The 23510-nt window shown below is 54.7% G+C and carries 20 protein-coding genes; 10 read left to right on the top strand and 10 right to left on the bottom strand.

Translation table 11 applies throughout. The features are described from left to right. Positions 1-10 precede the first annotated feature (10 nt). From WH298_RS21320 to WH298_RS21310, 3 genes are read right to left on the bottom strand one after another with little or no spacing between them, the layout of a single operon-like run. Positions 11-1090, bottom strand: a complete 1080-nt coding sequence (locus WH298_RS21320) for a M24 family metallopeptidase (protein WP_180823957.1) — start codon at positions 1088-1090, stop codon at positions 11-13. Continuing rightward, positions 1083-2726 carry a GMC family oxidoreductase gene (locus tag WH298_RS21315; protein WP_180823956.1) on the bottom strand — a complete coding sequence of 548 codons (1644 nt, stop codon included), beginning with the start codon at positions 2724-2726 and terminating at the stop codon, positions 1083-1085. Before WH298_RS21315 ends, WH298_RS21320 begins: the two co-directional genes overlap by 8 nt. Positions 2727-2736: 10 nt before the next feature. After that, entirely contained in the window at positions 2737-4056 is a 1320-nt protein-coding gene (locus WH298_RS21310; protein WP_180823955.1) for an MFS transporter, read from the bottom strand. Between the two features lie 152 nt (positions 4057-4208). On the opposite strand from WH298_RS21310, the gene WH298_RS21305 reads away from it, so the two are divergent. Continuing rightward, a complete protein-coding gene (locus WH298_RS21305; RefSeq protein ID WP_180823954.1) occupies positions 4209-5381 on the top strand; it encodes an ROK family protein in 1173 nt (390 codons plus the stop codon). Between the two features lie 35 nt (positions 5382-5416). Here WH298_RS21305 and WH298_RS21300 read toward each other — a convergent pair whose 3' ends face one another. Then, complete coding sequence (locus WH298_RS21300; protein ID WP_007891719.1) at positions 5417-6163, bottom strand: SDR family oxidoreductase; 747 nt, start codon at positions 6161-6163, stop codon at positions 5417-5419. Positions 6164-6309: 146 nt separating this feature from the next. Between WH298_RS21300 and WH298_RS21295 the strand changes: the two genes are divergently transcribed. After that, positions 6310-7215: a LysR family transcriptional regulator gene (locus WH298_RS21295; protein ID WP_180823953.1), complete on the top strand. Its 906-nt coding sequence runs from the start codon at positions 6310-6312 to the stop codon at positions 7213-7215. Positions 7216-7282: 67 nt separating this feature from the next. Here WH298_RS21295 and WH298_RS21290 read toward each other — a convergent pair whose 3' ends face one another. The 4 genes from WH298_RS21290 to WH298_RS21275 all read right to left on the bottom strand — a co-directional run bounded on the left by WH298_RS21290 (position 7283) and on the right by WH298_RS21275 (position 11987). Then, entirely contained in the window at positions 7283-8179 is an 897-nt protein-coding gene (locus tag WH298_RS21290) for an SDR family oxidoreductase (RefSeq protein ID WP_007891876.1), read from the bottom strand. A gap of 249 nt (positions 8180-8428) precedes the next feature. Next, the gene (locus tag WH298_RS21285) at positions 8429-8581 is read right to left on the bottom strand and encodes a con-10 family general stress protein (RefSeq protein WP_007891871.1); all 153 of its coding nucleotides are present in this window, start codon (positions 8579-8581) and stop codon (positions 8429-8431) included. 117 nt (positions 8582-8698) lie between these two features. Then, the gene (locus WH298_RS21280; RefSeq protein ID WP_180824295.1) at positions 8699-9808 is read right to left on the bottom strand and encodes an ABC transporter substrate-binding protein; all 1110 of its coding nucleotides are present in this window, start codon (positions 9806-9808) and stop codon (positions 8699-8701) included. 49 nt (positions 9809-9857) lie between these two features. Beyond that, complete coding sequence (locus tag WH298_RS21275; RefSeq protein ID WP_180823952.1) at positions 9858-11987, bottom strand: TonB-dependent siderophore receptor; 2130 nt, start codon at positions 11985-11987, stop codon at positions 9858-9860. Between the two features lie 298 nt (positions 11988-12285). Here WH298_RS21275 and WH298_RS21270 point away from each other — a divergent pair, with 298 nt between their 5' ends. Further along, positions 12286-13173 carry a MurR/RpiR family transcriptional regulator gene (locus WH298_RS21270; protein ID WP_180823951.1) on the top strand — a complete coding sequence of 296 codons (888 nt, stop codon included), beginning with the start codon at positions 12286-12288 and terminating at the stop codon, positions 13171-13173. A 2-nt stretch (positions 13174-13175) separates the two neighbouring features. On the opposite strand, the gene WH298_RS21265 is transcribed toward WH298_RS21270, so the two are convergent. After that, the gene (locus WH298_RS21265; protein WP_180823950.1) at positions 13176-14093 is read right to left on the bottom strand and encodes a DMT family transporter; all 918 of its coding nucleotides are present in this window, start codon (positions 14091-14093) and stop codon (positions 13176-13178) included. A gap of 170 nt (positions 14094-14263) precedes the next feature. On the opposite strand from WH298_RS21265, the gene WH298_RS21260 reads away from it, so the two are divergent. After that, positions 14264-15178: an alpha/beta fold hydrolase gene (locus WH298_RS21260; protein WP_180823949.1), complete on the top strand. Its 915-nt coding sequence runs from the start codon at positions 14264-14266 to the stop codon at positions 15176-15178. A gap of 17 nt (positions 15179-15195) precedes the next feature. Here the strand turns inward: WH298_RS21260 and WH298_RS21255 are convergent, their stop codons facing one another. Then, positions 15196-17367 carry a TonB-dependent siderophore receptor gene (locus WH298_RS21255; RefSeq protein WP_180824294.1) on the bottom strand — a complete coding sequence of 724 codons (2172 nt, stop codon included), beginning with the start codon at positions 17365-17367 and terminating at the stop codon, positions 15196-15198. A gap of 500 nt (positions 17368-17867) precedes the next feature. Between WH298_RS21255 and WH298_RS21250 the strand changes: the two genes are divergently transcribed. From WH298_RS21250 to WH298_RS21225, 6 genes are all read left to right on the top strand, one after another. Further along, on the top strand, positions 17868-18764 hold the full coding sequence (locus WH298_RS21250) for an ABC transporter substrate-binding protein (protein ID WP_007894078.1): 897 nt from the start codon (positions 17868-17870) through the stop codon (positions 18762-18764). After that, positions 18761-19684: an amino acid ABC transporter permease gene (locus tag WH298_RS21245; RefSeq protein WP_180823948.1), complete on the top strand. Its 924-nt coding sequence runs from the start codon at positions 18761-18763 to the stop codon at positions 19682-19684. The genes WH298_RS21250 and WH298_RS21245 overlap by 4 nt, the downstream gene beginning before the upstream one ends. Then, positions 19677-20438 carry an amino acid ABC transporter ATP-binding protein gene (locus WH298_RS21240; protein ID WP_007894075.1) on the top strand — a complete coding sequence of 254 codons (762 nt, stop codon included), beginning with the start codon at positions 19677-19679 and terminating at the stop codon, positions 20436-20438. The genes WH298_RS21245 and WH298_RS21240 overlap by 8 nt, the downstream gene beginning before the upstream one ends. 53 nt (positions 20439-20491) lie before the next feature. Continuing rightward, positions 20492-22777 (top strand): molybdopterin-dependent oxidoreductase, encoded by a 2286-nt coding sequence (locus WH298_RS21235; protein ID WP_180823947.1) that lies wholly within the window; start codon positions 20492-20494, stop codon positions 22775-22777. Between the two features lie 86 nt (positions 22778-22863). Continuing rightward, a complete protein-coding gene (locus tag WH298_RS21230) occupies positions 22864-23136 on the top strand; it encodes an AbrB/MazE/SpoVT family DNA-binding domain-containing protein (protein WP_180823946.1) in 273 nt (90 codons plus the stop codon). Next, complete coding sequence (locus WH298_RS21225) at positions 23136-23501, top strand: type II toxin-antitoxin system PemK/MazF family toxin (protein WP_180823945.1); 366 nt, start codon at positions 23136-23138, stop codon at positions 23499-23501. The genes WH298_RS21230 and WH298_RS21225 overlap by 1 nt, the downstream gene beginning before the upstream one ends. Positions 23502-23510: the final 9 nt, after the last annotated feature.

Below are 23510 nucleotides of genomic sequence, written 5' to 3'. Positions count from 1 at the left end.
AAACGCTTCCTTATGCCGATGATGGCAACACCAGCCAGTCAGGGAAGTGCAGCGTACGCTCACTACGCTGCACCTTAATCATGGGCCATTCGCCACTGCGCGTTAACGCTTCGCAACCTTCAACGGTGAGCAAAAAAGTATCTTCACTTTTTACGCCCTTTAGCGTGGGATTCCACGCCACGGCACTATCGTTGCTTACGTTGCCCGGTGTTTCTGGCGTCACGATCATGTCGCGGCAACCATAACCGGCGGGGCCGCCCTGATGATGGTCACGCCATGCATCAACATGTCCATGCTGCTGGTAGGCAGCTTCAATCGCTTTAAATAGCGCTGACCAGCTGTGTCCCGGCTGCATCGCACAGAGAATATCGGCGTGGATCTGGCACAACGCGTTGAACCGCTGGCGTAATACGGGTTCAGGTTCGCCGATATGCACCAACCGCGTCAGACTCACGTGCAGCCCATGGCGCTCGGCACCGAGCGTAATCAACATTTGCTGTTGCAGCTTTTTCTGTGTCGGCACCGGATGTTTAAACGCGGCAATGCGCTCATCGGCCGCGATTAAGATGCACATTGGACGAATTCCGCGTGCCAGACAGGCTGCAGCAATTCTGGCTTCAACCTGCCATTCCGTCACGCCCGACTGTAATTGGCGCGCCACGCCCTCGACAATTTGCGCGGCTTCGCGCCCCAGCACTCTGTATCGCTGTTGCTCGTTGGCGTTCAGCCCCTGACGCAGCACGATCATCGATTGCAGAATATCAGTCATGCCGCTTTGCGGCGTATCGCTGCCAAAATGACCCAACGGCAACATGCCATTTAGCGACTGAAACCACGGATAGCTCAGCGCTTGGTAGGCAAACGGCAGTGCTTCTTCAGCGACGATGCGCGGCATTTCATTTTCGGGGGCGAGCAGCAAAACCTTATCCTGCGTAATGAACAGGCTGGCTACGCCGGTTTCGGCGCGCTCCACTACGTAAAAACTGGCACCTTCTGTTAGCCATGCAATGTTATCGCGCCGGGTAAGTAGCACGCCGTCGAGCTGCCAGTCGGCGAGCGCACGCTGCAGGCGAATTAATTTTTCACTCATAAGCGGGCTCCTTGTTCTCGCTGAGGTGTGTCTGCAACAACAATTCAGCAGCACGATGGGCCACCGCCATCACAATGGCATTGGTATTGCCGCTAATAATGTTGGGCATCATTGAAGCATCGACCACGCGCAGGCGGTTAACGCCACGCACGCGCAGATCATCGTGTAACACCGCCAGCGGATCGTTATCGTGGCCCATGCGGCAAGTGCCAACCGGGTGATAGCCGGTTTTCACCATGCGTTTGCAGTGTTCGGCGATGGCTTCATCAGCATTGATCTCTGCGCCGGGGAAGATCTCTTGCTGCACCATCGCGCCGATGGGCGTAGCGGCAATCACCTTACGCGCAAAACGGAAGCCGGCGATGGTGCGTGCTAAATCGTCGGGATGACCAAAGATGCGTGTATCGATTATCGGCAAGCTGCTGGCGCGGCTATCGCGCAGGGTTACCTCGCCGGTAGCTTTGGGCCGAAGCAACAACGAATTGACGGTGACGCCGTGACCGGGATCGGCACCCATGATGTCGCGGTCGAGATACACGGTAGGCACACAGAACATCTGAATGGTTGGCATTGCACTAAAATCGAGAGGATCAAAAAAGGCGCAGGTTTCCACGCCAGTGGTGGTGACTGGGCCGCTTTTAAACAACATATATTGCAGGCCGGCTTTAACCATCGGCCAGCCACGATCCTGACCATAGTAGCCAAACGCACCGTTGGTGCTGGCTACGACCGGCACTTCATAGTGATCCTGCAAATTTTTGCCGACGCCCGGCAAATGCTGACGCAGCGTAATGCCATGCTGTTTAAGCTGCGCCTGCGGACCAATGCCGGAGAGCATTAGCAGCTTGGGTGTTTGATAGGCACCGGCAGCAAGAATCACCTCTTTGCGTGCGCTGGCAAGTTGTGGATGGCCATCTTGTGCGTAGCGCACGCCGATGGCGGTTTGGCCCTCAAAGATAATCTCTTCAACTTGCGCACCGCTGGCGATGGTCAAGCGCGCGTCCTCGCGCAGCGGCGTGATAAAGGCATCGACCACGCTACAGCGCTGGCGCGTCTCTCCGTTAATGGTGTGCTGCATAAATCCCACGCCAAACGGATTGCCGGTATTGAAATCTGGCGTGTAAGGAATGCCTAAACCTTGCATCGTCTTCACGTAGGCGCGGCTGAGTGGACTGAAGTGGCCGAGATGCGACACTTTCATTGGCCCGCCGACGCCGTGATAGGGTGCACCGAGATGATCATTATCTTCGATGGCGGTAAAGTGCGGCAGCAGCGCATTCCACGACCAGTCAATGCCCTGATTGCCCAGCGCGCTGTTCCAGTCGGCGTAATCCTGACGATGGCCGCGCATATATACCATCGCATTTACCGTCGAACCACCGCCCAGCACTTTCGCCTGCGGCACAATCACGCCGCGTCCGTTAAGCTGCGGCTGCGGCTCGGTCTGGTGCATGGTGAGGAATTTGTCGCTGGCGAGAAACTTCATGTAACCCGCCGGCATTTTTAGCACTGGATGATACTCATCGCGCCCGGCTTCCAGCAGTAGTACGCGCGCGTTGCCTTTCGTGACTAACCTGGCGGCGACGATACAACCGGCGCTGCCGCCGCCCACCACAATGTAATCAAACTCTTTCATGGCTCTCTCTTTACTCTGAAGCGACAGAATCTAAACGGCGCAGGCGCTGCGCCTCGGGATTATGCTGCTCGCCGGGATCAAGCGGGCTGAGCAGGAAGCACCAGGAAACGATGGCGCTGATCAGGTATAAGGCGGCGTAACCCCACACCACGCCCGAGGTGCCAAATAGCGCGTTGAAGGTGCCATAAAGCGCGGGGCCAAAAAAGGTGGAGAGTCCGGCGGCAAAGCAGTAAATCGCCATTGCGTTGCCTTTATCTTTGGGTTGGCACAGGGATGAGAACAGCGCGGCAGCGGGAACATAGCCGCATAAGGTGATGCCATATAAACAGGCGCAGATGACGCTGAGTACAAAGCTACCGTGGCTCCACTGTGGTACGAAGTACATCAGCAGCATTGAAACGCCGGAGCCAAGTCCACCAAATACCGTCAGCACTTTGCGCCAGCCGATGCGATCGCTGAGCTTGCCGACAATCGGGTTAAAACTCATGCCGACTAATCCCATGATGGTGATTAGGCTGAGATATTCGGTTTGCGTAAATCCGATCTGATCGGTGAAAAAGCCGGGAAGAAAGATAAAGAAGCCGAAGTACGGCGTGGTATTGATGATGCGTACCACGGCAGCGGCGGCAATCCGTGGTTCACGCCACAAAATATCGATACCGCCCATCAACGTGCGAGCGACGCTCTGCTGACGCTGTTGCTCATCAAGTAACGATTGATAGCCGCTGCGCTCTTTCAGTGCGACCACCATGACCAGCAACCCTAACGCGACCAGCCCAAGCGACAGCCAGAACGTGGCGTATTCTCCGATTAACTTTATTGAGAAGATCGCCACCAGCGAGCCCAGCGTTGGCAAGCCGCCGGTAAAGGCCAGCCAGAACCAGCCGGTTGCTGAACCGCGCATATCGCTGGGCGCTGCGGCCTGAATCCATACCAGGAATGCATAGGCAAACATCGGATAGGCGACGCCACGTAAACCATAGGTTAACGCGAGCAGGGCCACGCTGTGGGAAGGTAAGGCGATGGCGAGGAACAACACTTCAAACACAATCCAAATCACACCGCCTGCCAGCATCACTTTACGCGGGCCAATCAATGTGGAGAGTGAACCGGCCAGCCACGAACCGAGCGTAACGGTGACGCCGTAGAAGGCGATGACCGCCGCCGCGATATTGAGGGTAAAGCCATTTTCATGCAGGTAAGGCGCGAGATAGTTCGATTCCACGCCATCGCCAATCATAAACAGCAATACAGCGATGTAGCCCCAGGCCAGCGCGGGTGGGATGCCAAGGCGGACCAGCCACGAGTGTTTTGCAGGTGATGTTGTCATTTTTAAATTTCTCTTGAGAGGTGATCAGGTTTTTTTGTTATTGGCATGAGGACGAACTCTAGAGCAATGGTTGTGGGCAGGATGGCGAAACCATCACAAAAGACAGTAAACTCTGTTTAGTAAACGGGTTGATGCACGGCGGTGGAGAGAGGATGAAGCAGGTTGGACTGAACAATTTCCAGGTGCGAAAGCATAATAAGGCGCTGTTTATTGAGCTGATGTGGCGTCATAAACAGCTAAGCAAATCGCAGCTGGCTCACCTGAGTGGTTTGACGATTCCCGCCGCCAGCAAAATTGTGCAAGCACTGCTGGAGGAAGGAAAACTGCAGCACTCTGATGCATTGATGAGCGCGCGCGGTAACAGCAACGGCAGTTTTCAGCTGCCATCCAACGGAGCCTGGACGCTGTGTTTATGTGTCAAACCAACCAGCATTGAATTGCAGCTGGCCGATGCGCAGCTAGTGGCGCAGGGCGAATTTCAGCAAAACACCATCAAAGCCGACACGCCCGAGGCGTTGCTGAGTGAGATTGAAGCGGCCTGGCGGAAAATCTGCAAACAGTGGCCTAAGCGGCGCATTAATTTAGCGTTAGCGGTGCACGGACAGGTCGATCCAGTGACTGGTGTGTCACAGCATATGCCGCAGGCCGCGTGGAGAACGCCGCTGCAGATGAAATTTTTGCTTGAGGAGAAGCTTGGTGTGGAAGTGCGCGTGGATAATGACTGCGTGATGTTGGCTTTGGCCGAGAAATGGTTGAATCAAAATGCTCTCAGCGAATTCTGCGTGATCAATGTGGATTACGGTATCGGCTCATCATTCGTGATAAACGGTGAGATTTTTCGCGGCAATCTTTACGGCAGCGGCCAAATCGGTCACACCATCATTGAGCCTAACGGCCAGCGCTGCAGCTGCGGGCGCCAGGGTTGTCTGGAAACGGTGGCCTCACTCAGCACCTTGAAACAGGTGGCTCATCAGCGCCAACCAGATGCGCCGCAGCCCAGCAGCAAGCAGTTACTGCGGGCGTGGCAAGCGGGCGAGCCCTGGATTGTGGCGTGGTCACAGCGCGCCGCCGAAGCGATTGGCATGAGCTTATATAACTTTCTTAACACGCTAAATATTAATCAGATTTGGTTGTATGGTCGTAGCTGTACCTTTGGTGAAAGTTGGTTGCAAACCATTGTTCGGCAGATCGATTTCAATCCGTTCGATCCGCGTGATGCGTTGAAAAGCAAAGGTACTAATGTGCATTTTGGTCAGTTGAATCGGGCGCGGCAGGTGTTGGGAATTGGTTATTTGTATGTGGATGCGGATCTTAGTGCGGCTTGAGAGAGCGGTCGCCATTAATGGCGACCCGATGCGCATTACACCTGCGCCATACCGCCATCGACAAACAATTCAGCGGCATTGATAAAGCTGGCGGCATCGGATGCCAGAAAAGCCACCACTTTGCCAATCTCAGCGGGTTCGCCAAGTCGGCCTAATGGCACCTGCGCCGCTAACGCATCGAACAATCCCTGCCGCTGATCTTCACTCACCAACCCGCCCAAACCTGGCGTATGCACGGGACCTGGGCTGACGACATTGACGCGAATACCGCGATCCTTCACATCCAGTGCCCATGAACGCGCAAAGTTGCGCACTGCCGCTTTGCTGGCGCTGTAGACGCTAAAGCCGGCGGTGCCCTGAACCGAAGTGGTGGAAGAGGTAAGAATGACCGAGGCTTTGTCACTCAATAGCGGCAGCGCTTTTTGCACGGTAAACAGCACGCCGCGCACGTTGGTGCCGAAAATACGGTCAAAATGTTCCTCGGTGATGGCGCCCAGCGGCAACATATCGCCGCCACCGGCGTTGGCAAACAGAATATCCAATCGGCCTGCCTGCTGAGCGATTTCGGCGTAAACGTGGTCGAGATCGCTCAGCACGGAGGCGTCAGCGCGAATGCCACTCGCGCTGCTGCCGATGCTGGCCACTGCCGCGTCAAGTTCGGCCTGACGACGACCGGTGATAAACACACGCGCGCCTTGTGCCGCTAACTCCTGCGCCGATGCCAGGCCAATGCCGGTCGTGCCGCCAGTTACCAGCGCTATTTTACCGTTCAATGCGTTCATGTTGACGTTCTCCCATTTAAGTTGAGTTGTGATGACTGCGATGCAGTGCATGACAGCCAATGTAACGCTCAGCTGTTTGTTGATAAATGGTGTAAAATAGAAAGGACTATTCCTGTGTGTGGATAATCAATTGGGCGGAGAACGGGATGGACCAGTTAATGGCGATACGGGCATTTGCCCGCGTAGTAGAAGCCGGCAATTTTACTCGCGCCGCAGATTCGCTCGACCTACCCAACGCGACGCTAAGTAAACTGGTGCAGGAGCTGGAAGCCCATCTCGGCATTCGCTTGCTGCAACGCACCACGCGCCGTGTGACGGTGACGCCGGAAGGGCGCGACTATTACGAAAAAGCGCTGCGTATCGTGCGCGATTTGGAAGATATCGATCACTCGTTTAACGCGGAAAGCGCCCGGCCCAGTGGCTACCTGCGCATCGACATTGGCGGCTCAACCGCGCGTGACGTCTTGATTCCCGCGCTGCCTGATTTCATCGCGCGTTATCCGGAAATCCGTCTCGATCTGGGCGTGGCGGATCGCGCCGTGGATTTGATCAGTGGCAATGTCGATTGCGTGATTCGTGGTGGCCCACTGAGCGATTCCTCGCTGGTGGCGCGTCATTTAGGCGATGCCGAGATGATTACCTGCGCTGCACCAGGCTATCTCAAAACCTATGGCGTACCCGCTTATCCGCAGGAGCTAAAAAACGGTCATCGACTGGTGAGCTATTTGTCACCACAAAGCGGCAGGGCGTTTCCGTTTCGATTTGTGCAGAACGCAGAAAAGATCGAGATCAAAACCGAGCATCGCATCGGCGTCAATGAGAGTAACGCGCATCTGGCCACGGCGGTGGCGGGATTGGGGATTATTCAGACGTTCCGTTATGCGGCGGCAGCCGATCTGCAGGCGGGCAGATTGGTGGAAATCCTTGCTGCGTGGCGTCCGGCAAACTATCCGTTCCATGTGGTTTATCCGCAAAATCGCCATTTAACCCAGCGCCTTAAAGTGTTGATTGAGTGGCTTAAGGAAGTCTTTCCCACGCGTCTGAACGGATAAAAAAATCCCCGCCATTTGGCAGGGATTTCGCAGGGCACGCATTGCTGCGCACCGGGGACGGAATCGATTACAGCGTACCGGTACCGCCGTCAGAACACCAAACCTGACCAGAGGTAAAGCTGTTATTCACCTGAGCAAAGGTGACGTACAACGGGGCAATTTCTGCCGGTTGGCCCGGACGCTCTAGCGGAGCCGAGGCACCAAACTGTTCCACTTTCTCTTGCGGCTGTCCGCCACTGACCTGCAACGCCGTCCAGTAAGGGCCGGGCGCGACCGCATTCACGCGGATTTTATCTTTACCCAACTGTTTCGCCAGCGCTTTGGTGAACGCGACAATCGAGGCTTTAGTCTGAGCATAATCCAGCAGAATGGCGCTAGGCTGATAAGCCTGAACCGATGACGTATTGATGATTGAGGAGCCTGCGGGCAGGTACTCCAGTGCCGCTTTAGTGATCCAGAACATCGCATAAACGTTGGTTTTGAAGGTCGCATCGAAGTCTTCAGTAGAAAGCGTACGAATCGACTCGTTAAACTGCTGACGTCCGGCATTGTTCACCAGAATATCCAGCCCGCCGAGTTGTTCAGCCGCCTGATGTACCAGCTTATTACAAAACTCTTCAGAACGAATATCGCCCGGAATCGCCACCGCTTTACGGCCTTCTGCTTCAATCAGTTGCACCACTTCCGCCGCATCAGATTCCTCTTCCGGCAGATAGTTGATCGCTACATCAGCACCTTCACGTGCATAAGCAATAGCAACGGCGCGGCCAATACCTGAGTCGCCGCCGGTGATCAGCGCTTTGCGTCCGGTGAGTTTGCCGCTGCCACGATAGCTGGTTTCACCATGATCGGGACGGGGATCCATTTTGCTCGCTAAACCTGGCATCGGTTGCGTCTGCTTTTTAAAAGGCGGAACCGGATACTCTTCAGTAATTAAGGTTTTATTAGTGGTTTGCGTCGTCATATATATCTCCTTGTCGCATGAAGTGAATAATTAAAGCCTGGCATAAATGTGATATTTGTCACGTCAGAAAGTGAGCAATCAGATTTATTAACCCTAAATGGTCAATCGAAAAGCTAAAAATCAGCATCAGTTACGCAAGGTAATTAACAGTCATTTTTTCAGAGGGATAATGTGTGATGGGATATTTCTGAGGGCATCCATGCCCAGGCGGGCTTCCAGGGTGTTGCTTACTCTTTAACGCGGCGATATCTACTTCTTACCGCCTTTCTTACCTGCTTCTGAAGCTTTCTCGGGGTTGTCTTTAAAACTACCGCCGCCTTTTTCTCCGCCTTTCTTACCGGCATCAGACGCTTTCTTTTTGTCGTCAGCGAAATTACCGGAACCGCCTCTATGCTCAGCCATAAAACATCCTCTCATGAGTTGTTGTTGCATGGCGGAAATAACCTCTTCGACGCCATGCCCGTGCTGCAAATTTAAGATTAGCGAGGTTCCGGTTAATCACAAGCGCAGCGCGAGCGATTATTTATCATCCGTGGCACTGATTAACGTAAAATAGGTACCGCTAAAGGGAATCGGTAAAAAATCGTGAAAAATCTGCTGCAGCGTCTGCTCAGGTTCCACGTCGGCAAACAGCTGGGGATAGAGGGTTTTCGCCATAAACTCTGTCGCGGCAATATGCCACGGGCTGAGATAAAAGTTCATCCAGATGACTGCAGAGTGACCATTGTGCACTGCGTTCAGTTCGCGCAAACCATTTTGCTGCGCGGTGAGCTGCCTGAAACTGCTGAGCACCGTTTCGGGCGCCACCTCAGGACCCAACTTGAGCAATCCCTGAGAAGCGTTATCGCCAAAGCCGGTCGCGATGTAGTAATCCGGTTGCGCGGCGATAACGCTCTCTTCGCTGAGACGACCAAACACGCCATGCTGCGTTTTATTGGCAATGTTTTCGCCGCCTGCTGCATTCAATAATTCACCGAGGCTACCGTTAATCGCCGTCACGCAGCACTCATTTCGCCGGCCAAGATGCAGCTGCAGCAGCACCGAAGGTTTCGGGCCGTGATAGCGGTCGAGGCGTTCACGAATCACCTGCATATGCCGATCGTAAAAGCGATTAAATGCCTGAGCCCGCGCTTGCTGATTCAATACTTCACCAAAAATTTCCACGCTGCGTCGGGTGTTTTTCAGCAAATGTACGCGTAAATCGATCTTCACCACCGGGATATGCGCCGCTTTCAGCATGGTCACCAGGCGCAAATCGGCATCATCGTAGCGCGCCAGGCTCGGTAAAATCACCACGTCCGGTTTCATGGCCAGAATTTGCTCGGGATTGATGGCGTTAGGTCCGCCGGAACCCAGCGAAGGAATTTTCAGCATCTGGGGGAACTGGCGCGCAAAGCTATTCCAGGTTTGGCTATCGTATTTTTTCAGGTCCTGCGGCCACGCCACAATGTGTTGAAACGGATCGCCCGGTTCGAGTAACGCCAGCGTATACAACATGCGGCTTTCACCCAGCACGATGCGCTGCGGATGGTCGGGAATCACCACATGGTTTCCGTCGATATCGATGATAGTTTTCGCCCACGCCGCGCTGCTTAAGAGCAGCAGGAAACAGGCCAGCACCCGCAGCATCGGGCCGAGTAGGGAAGGCGCACGTCGTGCGCCTGGTGAAAAAATCGCATCAGAATTCAACGCTGGCCTCGAGCATCAGATTACGGGTTTCGCCTTCACGCACGCGTAAATTGCCGCCGCTGGAGGTGTAATAGTGTTTGTTAAACAGGTTATTCAGATTCAGTTTGAGCTGCGTTTTCTCGCCAAACAGCTGATTGTTCCAGGCAATAAAGCTATCTGCCACCACGTAATCGGGCATGCTGAAACTGTTTTCCGGATCGCCGGCGCGCGTGCCGATATAGCGTGCGCCGCCGCCCACGCGGAAATCACCCGGAATGCCGGAGATTGCCAGGTTATGGCTCAGATAGAGCGCACCGGAATGGCGGGGCGCGTTCTGCAGGCGATTGCCGTTATTGTCGGAGTTAACGCCATCATCAACAATCTTTGCCTTGTCATAGCTATAGTTAGCGCTGAGATCCCAGCCCGGCATCACTTCGCCATTTAACTCAAATTCTGCGCCGCTGGAGCGGGCTTTATTAATGGCGCGCGTGGTGCCGTTAATGCTGAGCGACATGTCACGCTCATTGATGCGATACAACGCTACGCTAGCAAACAGCTTGGGTGAAATCTGCCATTTGCTGCCCACTTCCCAGGTGGTGCCCTGTTCCGGTTTGCCGACGTTGCCATCGTCATCCACATCGGTGGAAGGGGTGAAGGATTTACTCACGCTGGTGTAGAGCGAAACGTCAGGTGTGATTTTGTAGATTAAACCGGCCTGCGGCAGGAATTTGTTGCCTTCGCTGTCCAGGGTTTGCACCTCCGGATCGAAACCTTTCGAAGCACGCTGTTCATAATGCTGATAACGCCCACCGAGCACCGCAATCCAGTTTTCGGTCAGGCTGATGCTGTCTTTGGCATAGAGCGAACGGCTGTGGGTGCGGTTAAGGTTGTTGGCGTTAGCGCTATTTTCCGTGCTGCTATTCGTTACAGGCGCGAGGATGTCATATTGCGGATCGTAGAAATTAAATCCGTTGTTGGCTTTGCCCTGGTACTGATGCGCGCGGTAGGTTTGGATCATTTCGTAATCGGTGCCCAGCACGATATCGTGCGTCATGCCGAACACTTGCTGTGAACCGATCAAATCCCATGAAACGTACTTGGTTTTATGATTGAAGCCGCGATTGGCGTCGGCACGACGTGTCACTGCGCCCGTGGTGGGATTCACCGCGGTGACGCGCACTTCGTTGTTGTCGTATTGGCGCTGGTTCCAGCCCAGCGTCACGCGGGTGCTCCACGCCTCGTTAAATTGCCAGTCGTAGTGCGCGTTGAGGGTTTTGTTGTGGCCCCACGCGTGGTTGGCTTTGTCATCAAGGCGATCTTTGTAGCCAATATCAATGGGTTTGCCGTTGATAAATGCGGTGCCGCGATCGTAGGGAATATCGTACTGATAATCGGCATAGCTGATCAGGAAGCTAGCTTGCTCGCCAAACCACTGTAATGAAGGCGCGATCAGCTGGTGCTTTTCGCTACCAAAATTGCGCCAGTAATCCTGGTTCTGTTTTTCGGCAATCATTCGAAAGGCAAAGCCGTTGCCGAGCGGACCGGTGACATCCACGGTACCCGCGCCGCCGCCTTCACTTGAGGTTTTGCCGCTGACTTTGGTGTGCCACTCATACTGCGGCTTCTTGCTGATGACATTGATGACGCCGCCGGGATTCTGGATCCCGTACAGCAGTGATGCGGAGCCTTTCAACACTTCAACCCGCTCGGTGGTGGCATCAAAATTCAGTCCCTGGCTGCTGCGCACGCCGTCACGGTAGATCGAACCATCTGAATTGCTGCCAAAACCGCGCCGCACAAAGCCATCTTCGGTGCCAGCCAATGTGTTGCCTTCGCTGACGCCGCTGACAAAACGCATCGCTTCGGCAAGGTTTGATACCTGATAATCCTCCAGCTGCTGCTGGGTCACCACGCTGACGGATTGCGCCTCATTCAGACGCGGCGTGGGCGTTTTGCTGCCGACGGAGCTGCTGGTGGCGTTATAACCTTGCGCATTACTCTCCTGCGCCAAAACGGTCAACGTATTAGCTTCTTCTGCCGCCATGCTATTTGCGGAAGTCCACATGCTTACGCCATAAATAGCCGCCAGAATGGCTGGATGACGCTGGGATTTAACGGCGAACGTCTTATTGTTATTCATTACTGGAACCTGGTGCGATGCAATTGAGAATCATTCAAACATGAAAGAATGTAGTAGTAAATGGAAATGATTGTGCAGATACTACAGCATGTTTAGGGCAGGTAATCGCGCTTGTGCGATCGGAGTAGTTCGATTTAAATAGTTAAATAACAGCTAATTAACTGATGTTTGCTTATCTGTTTTCGTCCGGGTGTAGTGGGCTTATTATGCAGTATGAAGGCCCTTAAAACGGCAATTTTACTACAAACTGATGGCGCGCCGATCGGCTATTTTCATTTTTACAGAGTGCAGCTAACAAATGAGTAGAAATAGGATTAAAAGCCGTGTGGATATATTGGGTGAACGTTATCGGCTACGCGCACCGACATTATCTACGCGTCTGCAAACGGTGGCGCGATATATCCACGATAATCGTGAGGCAATATTGGATGCCACCGCGATGGAAATAGCCGATGCAACTCATACCTCCGATGCCACAGTGGTGCGTGCGGTTCAGGCGCTAGGATTTGCCGGTTTGCGTGATTTAAAAACCACGCTTGTCGCCTGGTTTGGTCCGGCGATGAATTCGGAAGAGAAGATGAGCGCCACCGTGGAAGAACTCTCTTGCGATATCAATTCGGGCATCGATTTCGTATTAAGCGGCCATAAGCGCGCCTGCGATGCGTTAGCAGAGCCGCACAATCGACAGGCCGTGGCGCAAGCGGTCACGCATCTGATTGATGCGCGTCAGGTTGCCCTGTTTGGCATCAACGCCTCTGGGATTCTGGCGGATTACAGCGCGCGGCTGTTTACCCGTATTGGTATTCCCGCAGTGACGCTGAATCGCTCCGGTATTGCGCTGGCGGAACAGCTGATCACGCTACAACGCGGCGATGTACTAATTATGATGGCGCAGAAATCGGCGCATCGTGAAGGCATCACGGCACTAAAAGAGGCGAAACGGCTGGGCATGCCGGTGATTTTGCTGACGAACGCCATTGATTCGGCTTTCGCTCAGCAGGCGGATGTGATCATTAACGTGCCGCGCGGCGGCGAGAATGGACGTATGCCGCTGCACGGCACGGTGCTGGTGTGTCTGGAAATGCTGATTCTGTCGGTGGCTTCAGCGACCTCAACGCGTACGGTAAAAACCATGAAGCGCATTCAGGATCTCAATCGATCGCTGAAGCCCGGCGGGAAAAAGTAAGCCTATTTATTCGCGCCGCTCTTTAGCGTGGCGCGCTTGCCCAATCCATTACTGGTCACCAGCCACACTGCACAAACAATCAGCAGCGAGCCGCCAATAAAGCCCTGATTTATCTGCTCACCCAATACTAACCAGCCCCACAAAATACCGAAGGGCGGGATCATAAAGGTGACGGTTAAGGTGCGTAGCGGACCAATATCAGCCAGCAAACGGAAGTAGAGGATGTAGGCGAGGGCGGTACAGATAAAACCAATCGCCAAAATGCAGGCCCATACTTGCGGGATTTGCCAGCTGGCGGCAGGCGTTTGCGGTGCGCTGAAGGCGAAGAACGGCAGTAAAAATAGCGATGCGCCGAGTTGGCTACCAAACGCTACCTTGGTGGCGTCTAATCCGCCACGCGCGCCGATCCAGCGTTTCGCCAGAAAACCCGCCACGCCGTAACAGGCGGTCGCCACTAAACAGGCCAAAATCCCGAAGATTAACGCACTGCTTAAGTGGGCTTCGCCGGTGGTGCTGATGACAATAATGCCGGCAAATCCTGCAGTCATGCTCAGCACTTTATTGAGCGTCAGCTTATCGTCGAAGAATGCTGCACCGATAAGCACGCCCATGAGCGGCGTGGTGGCATTGAGAATCGCGGAGTAGCCGGCAGGCAGCACGCGCGCCGCCAGACAATACATCAGGAACGGAATGGCGGAGTTGATCACGCCCAACAGCATCGCCCAGCCCAGTTTGCCGACAAAGCGACGCGGAATACGCATCACCGCCATGATAATCAACAAACCCAACATGCCGCATAACACACGTAAAAATGCGGTGTTTACCGCGCCCAACGCCGGTACGGCAATGCGCATAAACAAAAAACTGGCACCCCAAATCGCCGCCAGCAGCAGCAGTCGCAACAAATCCGATGTTCGCATAGGTTTCACAATTGTTAAGAAAGATTCGCGCACAGAATAGCAAACAACCCACTGCGTAGTGGTCGCCATTTATGGCGACCGCCTCCCGCGTTGAAGAAAGATTCCCTGGCGGCGCAATCATCATGTACTATTTAGGAATTGATCATTTCCTAAATGTGCGGAGAGTCACTATGTCAGCTTCAGTATTAAAAGACGCGCCCGGTTGGACGCAGCCCTTTGCGCCACTCGACGGTTTTTCTCACCATTACGCCACCGTTGATGGCGTGCGCTTGCACTATGTCAGCGGCGGTAACGTAAACGGTGAAACCCTGCTACTGCTGGCCGGTTTTCCGCAAAGCTGGTTTGCCTGGCGTCAGGTGATGGCGCTGTTGGGCGATCGCTACTTTATTGTTGCGCCGGATCTGCCCGGGCAGGGCGATTCCGACAAACCGCTCAGCGGCTACGACACTACCTCGCTGGCGCAGAAAGTGCAGGGCTTGATGCAGCAGCTGAACCACTCGCGCTACTACCTTGCCGCGCATGATGTGGGCGCCTGGGTTGCCTGGCCTTATGCCACGCTGTATGGCGATCAAGTGAAAAAGCTGGCGCTGCTCGATGCCGGTATTCCTGGCGTGACCTTACCGGAAGCATTGCCCGCTACGCCGGATAAAGCGTGGAAAACCTGGCACTTTGCCTTCCACCTGTTGCCGGATCTACCGGAAGTCTTAATTGAGGGTCGCGAAACGGTTTATCTTGAATGGTTCCTGAAACGCAAAGCGGCTAGCCCGATGGTATTCACCGATGAGGATATGGCGGAATACACCCGTTTATTACAGCAGAAGGGCGCCATACGCGCGGGGATGGCGGCTTACCGCGAAGTGACGGTGTCGGCGGCACAAAATCGGGATTTACTGCGAGAGCGGGGCAAATTAACGCTGCCGCTGCTGGCTATCAGCGCCGATCAAGGTTCGATTGCCGATATGGCGTTGCCGCTTGGAGAGTTTGCGGCAAATGTCACGGGAATTAAGATCGCGCACTGCGGTCACTTCATCCCAGATGAGCAACCGCAGGCGCTAGCCGAAGCGTTAAGCGAGTTCTTTATTTAGGTGACGCTGTCACTTAATCAGAACGACATCGTTACCCCGGCATAATAAGCGCGGCCCGGTTCATTGTAGGTTGAAGCACCCGAATTCTCGCGGTAAATGCGTTTATCAAACAGGTTGTTGATACCTGCATTGGCGCGCAGATTTTTGGTGATGTCGTAATTGACGTTCAGACCAAACACCGAATACGGGCTGATCTCTCTCGAGGTCATGTTGCTGGCATCGATAACGGTCTCAACATTCTGACGCGGTTTCTGGCGGCCATACTGCGTCCAGTTGATATTGGCGCTAAGATCTTGTGTCGCCTGCCACTCCAACTGAGAGTTGATGGTAAATTCCGGGATCACTGACAGCGGATTGCCGGTTTTCTTGCTCTCAGAGCGGAACATGTAGGTGGCGTTGGTACGCCATTCCAGCGTATCGGCAATCAAAGGGATGGTTAGGTTACCTTCCAGCCCTTCAACAATCGCCTTTCCGCCGTTTTCCCAGCGCAGCACGTTGTAAGTTGGATTAGTGCTGGAATAGACCGGTTCGGTACCAGAAACGATCTTGTTCTTATAATCGTTGCGGAACCAGGTGATGCCCGCCACATAACCCTCATTACTGAACTCCAGCCCAATCTCTTTATTGACGCTGGTTTCCGCATCAAGGTCTTTATTGCCTAATAAATAGCATCGGCTAAGGCCAATTGGGCAACCGTTGCCGCGCGTTGAAAGCAGATAACCCGGCGTTGACTGATACAGATTGGGTGCTTTAAACACCCGTGCAATACCGGCTTTTAAGGTGAAGTATTCCCCCAGGCCTTGCGAGACGTTGAGGCTCGGGCTCCAGTTCGCGCCAAATTGATCGTGATAATCAAATCGCAGGCCGGGAATCACTTCGGTGCTATCGGTCGCGGCGATGTTGTCTTCAAAAAAGAGTGAACTGAGGGTGGCGCTATTTTTACTGCTGCGCTGCGAGGGATCGCCAGAGCTGTCGGGCAGATTCACACCGGGCGCGCTAGCTGCCAGCATTGAAGCCGGATCGTTCAACTCATCGCGGTTCCACTCGGCACCGAGAGTAACGGTTTGATCAACCAGCAGCTGCAGCGGGAAGTTGATTTCACCGCCTGCACGATAGCTTTCTAATCGGCTGGTGGCATAGGTGTCGCTGTTGATCATCCCTTCGGTACGGCCTGCGGTACCTTCCTGCAAGCGGGTGTTATTGGTTTTCTCGTAGTTGAAGTTGAGCTTCGAGGTGCCCCAATCCCAAATCCCGTTATGCGCAATACCATAGCTTTGGCGATACATGCGGTTGGTCTCATCGCCATACAGCGATTCCACTAAGCCGCCGGTGCTGGCGTTGCTATTACTGTTTTGCGTATCACCGGCGTAGATATTGCCCTGACGGCTGTAGCCGTAAGAGAAGTCAACGATTTGCAGCGGGGTGATTTTCCACGACAGCACCGTGTTGATGTCTTTGTTACGCACGCCCTCGCGACCTGCCGCGTAGGAGCCATTTTCAGCGGTGTTGATATCGAACGCATCGGCATCGGTACGGTTGATGTTGCCGTACAGCCGCATGGTTAGCGCATCACCGGCCAGTGGACCGCTGAGGTTGAAGTTGGCGCGGCGCGTATCACCCTCTTTGTCATTTTCTGGCTGGCTGGTATAGAGCGACAGCGAACCGTGCCAGTCGTTGGTAGGGCGCTTAGTGATGATATTCACCACGCCACCTGCCGCCCCGGAACCGTAGCGCGCAGCGGCTGGACCACGAATCACTTCAATGCGCTCGACCATCTCTGCGGGCACCCAGTTGGTGTCGCCACGAGAATCGCGTTCGCCGCGCCAGCTATAGCGCACCGAGTTACGAGAGGAGACAGGCACGCCGTCAATCATCACCAGGGTGTTCTCCGGGCCCATGCCACGGATATCAATTTGTCGGTTGTTGCCGCGGCTGCCGCTGGCACCGTTTCCGGTCAGGTTCACGCCCGGCATTTTGCGGATGATGTCTGAGAGATCGTTAACAGGGGGATTTTTCTTGATGTCTTCAGCGGTGATGGTGGACACACCCGGTTGCTGTTTGAGCTCCTGCTCGGCGGTGACAATCATTGATTCATCGTCAGCCAGCTTTTCTACGGTTTCAGCTGCAAAAGCCGGCGAGGTTAGCATTCCCGCTAAAAAAAGCGCAATCGGACGCTTTTTGCCACGCATGGTTACATTCACTTAAGTTTTCTCCCTGTTACGTTAACAATTGTAAGTAAATGCGCATGATAATGATAATGCTTCTCATTGTATATCTGGCATGACAAACCTTTACACATCAGTGGCATCATGGAGATAGGTGAGAGAATTCCTGGTGATTAGACGAATCTGTTATGACTAAGAAGAGTTTTGTCAGTTCAGTCAGCAAAAGCAGGTAGTTGATTCGCTAGCAAAATCTGAAATGTGGGCGCATTTCTACGCGTCCGCCATAGCCGAAAAGCCAGTTTTAATGGATTTGCATCTCTATTCCCATTTTTCGGCAATAGATATGTATTTTTTGCATTTGTGATTGTTATCTAAGTTCCAGAGAATGCTAATCGGGACGTAATGAGGATGACAATTCCTTCCACCACGCGCCTTCGCGCGGGTGAGTCTGGAGAAAAAACCATCGCTACCTCAACGCCTTTTCCCTGTGGGGAAACATTTTATAAATCAGGAGAAAGGTTCCAGTGAAATTCGCAAAAGGTTTAACTCTTTTTGCGCTCGCTCTGAGTGCACACACCGCGTTCGCCGCCGATGAAAATGTCCCAACTGACAGCTCAATTCATGTGCAGGCCGATCCTGCATTGAAAAGCCTGCTGCCTGCAGATGTGGTTAAACGTGGCTACATTGTGGCCGGAACCAACCCCAACACGCCGCCAACCACCTTCTATAAAGAAGACAACAAAACCCTGGCCGGTCGTGAAATCGATATCATGAATGCCGTGGGTGAGCGCCTGGGAATCCAGGTTCAGTGGCGCGATACCGGCGGTTTCGACAACATTATTCCGGGCCTGAAAACCGGTCGTTACGATGTGGCGCTCTCAAACATCAACGCCACCCCGGCGCGCGCCAAAATCATCGACTTTGTCGGTTATTACGATGCTAGCCGCCTGGGCATTATCTCGCGTAAAGATGCCAATATTGCCCCGTTCAAAAACCTGTCAGATGTCTGCGGTAAAGAAGTCGGTGCCGGTTCCGGTACCACGCAGGTCACGCGTCTCGAAGAAGCCAGCAAAGCCTGTGAAGCCGCCGGTAACAAACCTATCAAGGTGTCGGTATTCCCGGATCGTCCAGCGGGCGTGCAGGCAGTGGTAAGTGGTCGCGTGCCGATGTTCCTCGGCCCGTACGAAGGTTTGCTGTGGCAGGTGAAAGTGATCAAACCGTTGACCATGAGCGGCGAAATCACCGTGCACGATGCGCCAGTTTCTGTCGCCTTCCCGAAAGATTCAGCGCTGGAGCCAGCGGTACAGGCGGCACTGAACTCGCTGATCAAAGATGGCAGCTACAACAAGATCCTCGACAACTGGGGCATCGGTTTTGGTGCTGTTAAACAAGCCAAACGCAATCAGGAAATCTTTCAATGAGTGACATTCACCACCATACCGACGACCTGAAAATCGTCGGCAAACGTTACTACGGACGCTGGCTGAGTGCGCTGGTGGTGCTGTTGTGCGTGGTGGCGATGGCGCACTCGATGATTAACAATCCACGCTTCGAATGGAGCGTGATTGCGGAAAACTTCACCGGCGAGTCGATCCTGCAAGGCGTGTTGATGACGCTGCAGCTCACCGCCATCTCTGTGGTGCTGGGGTTTGCTTTTGGTACGGTGCTGGCGCTGATGCGCCTCTCCTCCAATCCGGTGCTGGTGGGCGTGAGCTGGTTTTATACCTGGTTCTTCCGCGGTGTGCCGATGCTGGTGCAGCTGTTCCTGTGGTACAACATTGCGGCGCTTTATCCGACTATCGCACTCTCCATTCCCGGCCTTGGTGAAATCTGGAGCACTCAATCGAACGCGCTGGTGAGCCCCTTCAGTGCTGCGGTGATCGCGCTGGTGATGCACCAATCCGCGTACGCCGCTGAGATTGTGCGTGCCGGTATCCAGAGTGTCGGCAACGGCCAGCTGGAAGCGGCGCGTGCGCTGGGCTATCGCCCGTCACAGATTTTCCGCCATACCGTATTACCGCAGGCGATGCGCGCCATCATGCCGCCCGCCGGTAACGAAATTATTGGTCAGCTGAAAACCACTGCGGTGGTCTCGGTGATCTCACTGCAGGACGTGCTGTTTTCGGCGCAGATTATCTATCAGCGTACCTATGAAGTGATTCCGCTGCTGCTGGTTGCCACGCTGTGGTATCTGCTGATGACCTCGGTGTTGTCGGTGGGGCAGTTCTATGTGGAGCGCTATTTTGGACGTGGTGTGACGCGCCGGGAAAAACGCAGCTTGTTGAAATCGCTGCCGGGCTTCTCAGCGGCCAAAGCAGAAAGGAGCGTCAGCAATGGGTGAAGCCATCGCCTTACGTAAAGTCACCAAGCGCTTCTCAGGCGTCACCATTCTTGATGAAGTGAATCTGGATATTCCGGCCGGTTCGGTGACGGTGATCCTGGGGCCATCGGGCTCAGGAAAATCGACGCTGCTGCGCTGCATCAACCATCTGGAAAAACTCGACGGTGGCACCATTCGCATCGGCGGCGAAATCATTGGCTATAAGCAGAAAGGCCAGGCACTGCACGAGTTGAGCAGCAGCGAAGTGGCGCGCCAGCGTGCCGAAATCGGCATGGTGTTCCAGCAGTTCAACCTGTTTCCGCATCGTACCGTGTTGCAAAACATCGTTGATGCGCCGATGCGGGTGAAGAAGCAGAGCCGCCAGCAGGCAACCAGCAAAGCGTTGTCGCTGCTAAAGCAGGTGGGTTTATCCGGTCGTGAAGATGAGTGGCCGCAGAATCTCTCCGGTGGGCAACAGCAGCGCGTGGCGATTGCCCGTGCGCTGGCCATGGATCCTGGCGTGATGCTGTTTGATGAACCTACCTCAGCGCTCGATCCAGAACTGGTCGGCGAAGTGTTACAGGTGATTCAACAGCTGGCGCACTCCGGCATCACCATGGTGGTGGTGACGCATGAGATTGGTTTTGCGCGCGAGGTTGCCGACAACATTGTCTTTATGGAGAGCGGCAAAATCGTGGCGGCTGGGCCAACCCAGCAGGTCCTCGACGACCCGGAAAACGGGCGCGTAAGAAATTTTATTGCCACAGTCCTCTAGGATTGCAACGGTGCCTCAGGCACCGTTTTTCATTTTTAATGCCAGGAAAAGTGATGACGCAAAAATCGGTAATGCACAGCGCCCACTGGGGCGCTTTTCATGCCCAGCAACAGGGCGATCGGCTCAGCATCGAACCGTTTAAGGGCGATCCCGATCCCAGTCCGCTGCTACAAAATTTCCGTACCGCCTTAAACCATCCGGCGCGCGTCTCCCGTCCGATGGTGCGTCGTGGCTGGCTGGAGAGTGGCCCGGGCCCGGACGATCGGCGCGGTAACGACGAATATGTGGCGGTGAGCTGGGACGAGGCTTACGCATTAGTGGCGCGTGAACTGCAGCGCGTCGGCGACACTTACGGTCCGGAAGGCATTTTCGGCGGCTCTTACGGCTGGTCGAGCGCGGGACGCTTCCACCATGCACAGAGCCAGGTACATCGCTTCCTCAATACCACGCTCGGCGGCTATGTGCGCTCGGTCAACAGCTACAGCTCGGGTTCCGCTTCGGTGTTGCTGCCGCATATCGTCGGCGACATGAATGAGATTGCGCGGCGCGGCGTGAGCTGGGAGGAGATCGCCCAGCACAGCGAAATCGTGCTGGCGTTTGGTGGTCTGGCGCTGAAAAACTCGCAGGTCGCTAGCGGTGGTTTAAGTGAACACACCGAGCGCGGCTTTATGCAGCAGGCGGCAGAGCGTGGCACGCGTTTTATCTCGGTCAGCCCGCTGCAAAGCGATCTACCCGCTGAAGCGCAGGGCGAATGGTTGGCGCTGCGCCCAGGCACCGACGCGGCCTTTATGCTTGGCGTGTTATCGGTATTGATTGCCGAACAGCTCACCGATGAAGCCTTCCTCGCCCGCTACACCGTGGGCTGGCCAGCAATGGCGGCTTATATTCGCGGGGAAGAGGATGGCACCCCGCGCGATGCGGCGTGGGCAGCAGAGATTTGTGGCGTAAGCGCTGAATTTATCCGCGATTTTGCGCGCCAGCTGCACGGCAAGCGCGTGCTGGTAACGGTGGCGCATGCCTTACAGCGCGCGGAAAACGGTGAGCAGCCAGTGTGGCTGGGACTGGTGCTGGCGGCAGCGCTCGGGCAGCCGGGTTTACCGGGCGGCGGCTACACGTATGCGCTCGGCGCGCTCGGCCATTACGGCAAACATCACAATCTGGTCAGTTTCCCGGCGCTGCCGCAGGGCAAAAATGGCATCGATCGCCTGATTCCGGTGGCGCGCATCGCCGATATGCTGCTCAATCCTGGCAAGCCGTTTGATTACAACGGGCGGCGCTTAACCTATCCGCATATTCGTCTGGCGTATTGGGCCGGCGGTAATCCGTTTCATCATCATCAGGATCTGGCGCGCTTGCGCCAGGCATTCTGTCAGCTGGATACGCTGATCGTGCATGAAATTGCTTGGACCGCCAGCGCGCGCCATGCCGATATCGTCCTGCCCGCTACCATGACGCTGGAGCGTGAAGACATTGGCGGCGCCCCGACCGATCGCCATCTGTTCGCGATGCAGCCGGTGGCAGAACCCTTTGGCGAAGCGAAAGACGATTACGCGATATTCACCGAGCTGGCGCGCCGTTTAGGCCGGGAAGAAGCCTTCACCGAAGGGCGCGATACGCGTGGCTGGTTGCAACACCACTACGCGCAGCTGCAGCAGAAGCTGGCGGCGCATCAGGTGGAGATCCCTACGTTTGACCAGTTCTGGCAGCAAGGCGTGCTGGAGTTACCGCAGCTGAAAGATGGCGGCCGTATGATCAACGCGTTCCGCGCCGACCCCGCAGCCGCGCCGTTGCCAACGCCGAGCGGTAAAATTGAGATCTTCTCAGCCACCATCGCCAGCTTCAATTATGAAAACTGTCCGGGCCATCCGGTGTGGCGCGAACCGCAGCAAAAACCGAATCCCGATCATCCATTCTGGCTGATAGCCAATCAGCCGGCGACGCGTTTGCACAGCCAGCTGGATTTTGGTGATTACAGTCAGAGTGGTAAACGCGATGGCCGTGAGGTGTGCAGTTTGCATCCGGCGGATGCGGCGTCCCTGGGGATTCGTGATGGCGAGATTATCGAGCTCTACAACGAGCGAGGCCACGTGCTGGCCAGCGCGCGCCTGACCGAAACCATCATGCGCGGCGTGGTGCAATTGCCCACCGGCGCCTGGTACGATCCGGTCGATCCTACGGCATTGCGTCCGCTGTGCCGCCACGGCAATCCCAATGTGCTCACGCTGGATATCGGCACTTCGTCACTGGCGCAAGGCTGCAGCGGACAAATCACCGTGGTGCAGGTTCGCAAATACCGCGGCGAATTGACGCCGGTGCAGGCGTTTATTCCGCCGCTATAAAAACAGACAGATCGCCATAAACAAAGTGTGACTTTGTCTCACCGAGTGATAAGCTCCGTGTGACAAAGTTACACTTTGGAGGATGTATGGCATTAACGAAACTACGTCAGCAAGGCGGAGCCGTCGTGCTAACGATTCCCAGCGACATAGCCGCCAAAGCGGGTTGGCATGTGGGAATTGAGCTGGACGTAACTGCGACTGATGAGTCAATCAGTATAAAACCTGTTAACCGGGTAGCACGCGGCAGGAAAACGATGGAGCAACTGTTAGCTGGCATTGATCAGGACGAGATTCGCCAGTTTAACGAAGCCGTAAGTGATGATTTACAGGATAAACCGCAAGGCAAGGAGGCTATCTGATGATATCGCGTAGAGTTCCGCAGTTGGGTGAAATCTGGCACGTCAACGGCGATCCCGTTGAAGGCAGGGAGTTTAAAGGGCCGCATTATTATCTGGTGATTTCAAGGCGGGAACTCGTCGCCGCGCTAGGGACAGCGGTTTGCATTCCAGTAACCAGTGGAGGCGGCGCATCGCGCTCGCAGGCGGTCACGGTTTATCTGGATGGTAATAGCACTGATACCGGTAATGTCACCGGAGTTGCGTTGTGCTATCAACTTCGGTCTCTGGATCTCACTGCGCATAAAGCGAATTTTGCCGCTAAAGTCGAACCACATATCATGGATGAAATATTGTCGATGGTGGTGGATTTGATTGATCCGCGATGAAATCTAAAT

This window comes from Pantoea nemavictus (genome assembly GCF_037479095.1).
Taxonomy (GTDB): domain Bacteria; phylum Pseudomonadota; class Gammaproteobacteria; order Enterobacterales; family Enterobacteriaceae; genus Pantoea; species Pantoea nemavictus.
This window is presented reverse-complemented; position numbering and strand designations above follow the sequence as displayed.